3 protein-coding genes are annotated in these 2,630 nt (G+C 66.2%); all 3 read right to left on the bottom strand.

All coding sequences use genetic code 11. The features are described from left to right. Positions 1 to 874 (bottom strand): UDP-3-O-acyl-N-acetylglucosamine deacetylase (lpxC, locus tag J5F18_RS08995; RefSeq protein WP_346301906.1); only part of this gene is annotated, 874 nt, incomplete at its 3' end. Between the two features lie 112 nt (positions 875 to 986). Continuing rightward, positions 987 to 2,180, bottom strand: a complete 1,194-nt coding sequence (ftsZ, locus tag J5F18_RS08990; protein WP_346301905.1) for a cell division protein FtsZ — start codon at positions 2,178 to 2,180, stop codon at positions 987 to 989. A gap of 34 nt (positions 2,181 to 2,214) precedes the next feature. Continuing rightward, positions 2,215 to 2,630: cell division FtsA domain-containing protein (locus J5F18_RS08985; RefSeq protein WP_346301904.1), on the bottom strand; the 416-nt coding region annotated here is incomplete at its 5' end.

The raw sequence follows: 2,630 nt of genomic DNA, 5'->3' as shown, positions 1-2,630 counted from the left end.
CCGCGGCCTCCTCCTCGAAGGTGACGATCTCGTAGGCGTCGGGCTGGGCCATCAGCGCCCGGCACAGCTGGTTATTCAAGGCATGGCCGGACTTCACCCCGCGAAACTCGCCGATCAGGCTGTAGCCCAGCTGGTAGAGGTCGCCGATGGCGTCCAGCACCTTGTGCTTGACGAACTCGTCGTCGTAGCGCAGGCCGCCCTCGTTCACGATGCGGTAATCATCCACCACGATGGCGTTGTCGAGGCTGCCACCCAGCGCCAGGTTGTTGGAGCGCAAGTACTCCAGGTCACGCATGAAGCCGAAGGTGCGCGCCCGGGATACCTCCTTGACGAAGGAGGTGGTGGAGAAATCCACCACCGCCGCCTGGGTCTGCTCCTCGAACACCGGGTGGTCGAAGTCGATGGAGAAGGCGACCTTGAAGCCCTGGTGGGGGCGAAAGGTGGCCTCCTTGTCGCCATCGCGCACCGTGACCTCACGCCTGATGCGGATGAACTTCTTGGCGGCATTCTGCTCGCTGATGCCGGCCGACTGAATCAGGAACACGAAGGGCCCAGCGCTGCCGTCCATGATCGGCACCTCGGGGGCACTCAGGTCCACGTAGGCATTGTCGATGCCCAGCCCGGCAAAGGCCGACATCAGGTGCTCGACCGTGGCGACCTTGGCACCGCCATGGCTAAGTGCCGTGCACAGGGTAGTATCGGTGACGTACTCCGCTCGGGCCGGCACCTGCACCTCGGGGTCCAGATCGGTGCGCACGAAGACGATGCCGGTATCCACGGGCGCCGGACGCAGGGTCATGTAGACCTTCTTGCCGGAGTGCAGGCCGACGCCGGTGGCGCGGATGACGTTCTTCAGGGTGCGTTGTCTGATCATGGGCAGTGGCCAGGCTGTTGTGGGATTATCAAACAGTGTTCACTATAACACCGAACGAACGTTTCAACAAAGAAAGCTCGTCCGGTATGCCCTATGCCTTCGATAGCGCGACTCAATCGGCCTGGCGGCGCAGGAAGGCCGGGATATCGAGGTAGTCGTCGAGGTCCTGGCCACGCCGCTTCTCGGGCCGCGGCTTGGCGGTTTCCTCCGGCTCGGCGCTGCGCGCGGTCGCCGCCTGCTGCTGACGCATCGCCGGCTGCGCCTGGCGCTGGCGCTGGCGCTGACGATAGTCGCTGCCGCCCTCGGCCCGCTTGACCGGCTCGCGGCTCGCGGCCTTGGCCTGCTGACGGCCGTCGAGGCCGGCCGCCACCACGGTGACGCGCAGCTCGTCGGTCATCTCCATGTCGATGGAGGTCCCCACCACGATGGTGGCGTCCTGGGAGGCGAACTCCTGGACGGTGGCCCCCACGTCGTTGAATTCGCCGATGGAGAGGTCGGGGCCGGCGGTGATGTTGACCAGGATGCCGCGGGCGCCGTGGAGGTCGATGTCCTCGAGCAGCGGGCTGCGGATCGCCTTCTCTGCGGCCTCGCGGGCACGGTTCTCGCCGGTGGCACCGCCGGTGCCCATCATCGCCATGCCCATCTCGGACATCACGGTGCGCACGTCGGCGAAGTCGACGTTGATGATGCCGGGGCTGGTGATCAGCTCGGCGATCCCCTGAACGGCACCCAGCAGCACATCATTGGCGGCGCTGAAGGCCGTCAGCAGGCTCGCGCTCTTGCCCAGCACCGAGAGCAGCTTCTCGTTGGGGATGGTAATCAGGGAGTCGACATGCTCGGAGAGCTCCTTCATGCCCTCCTCGGCGGCCCGCATGCGCTTGGGGCCCTCGAAGGGGAAGGGACGGGTCACCACCGCCACGGTGAGAATGCCCAGTTCCTTGGCCACCTGGGCCACCACCGGGGCACCGCCGGTGCCGGTCCCGCCGCCCATGCCGGCGGTGATGAAGACCATGTCGGCGCCGCCGAGCAGCTCGGCGATGCGTTCGCGGTCCTCCATGGCGGCCTGGCGGCCCACCTCGGGGTTGGCGCCAGCGCCAAGCCCCTTGGTGATCTCGCTGCCGAGCTGGAGGACGGTCTTGGCCGAGACGCGCTTGAGCGCCTGGGCATCGGTGTTGGCGCAGATGAACTCCACACCCTCGATGCTGCTCTCGACCATGTGGTTGACGGCATTGCCGCCGCCGCCGCCGACACCGATCACCTTGATGACCGCGCTGCTAGAGGGTGCGCTATCAATCAGTTCGAACATTTGCCCCGTCTCCTGGATCGCCGCGGCGATCCTGTCAGAAATTTCCTTTCAACCAGCCCTTGAGCCTTGCCAGCGCCGGTAAGTTTTCCCTTAAGCCGCGCCGGCTGGCGTCTTCGCGCCTCACCTGGGCCGGCATCATGCTGCCCTGTGCATGTCGACCGTGCCCCTGCCGGGCCTCCTGAAGAGCGTAATGTAGCAAACCGACACCGGTCGAATAAATCGGGTTGCGCACCACATCGGCAAGCCCGCGAACGTTCTGGGGGCAGGCGATGCGCACCGGCATGTGGAAGATCTCCTCGGCGAGCTCCACCACGCCCTCCATGCGCGAGGTCCCGCCGGTCAAGACCACGCCGGCGGCGACCAGATCCTCGTAACCGCTGCGGCGCAGCTCGTCGCGCACCAGGGTGAAGAGCTCCTCGTAGCGGGGCTCCACCACCTCGGCCAGCGACT

This window comes from Halomonas sp. BM-2019 (assembly GCF_017584085.1).
The sequence above is the reverse complement of the archived record's forward strand: the minus strand, read 5'-3'. Positions and strand labels throughout refer to the sequence as shown.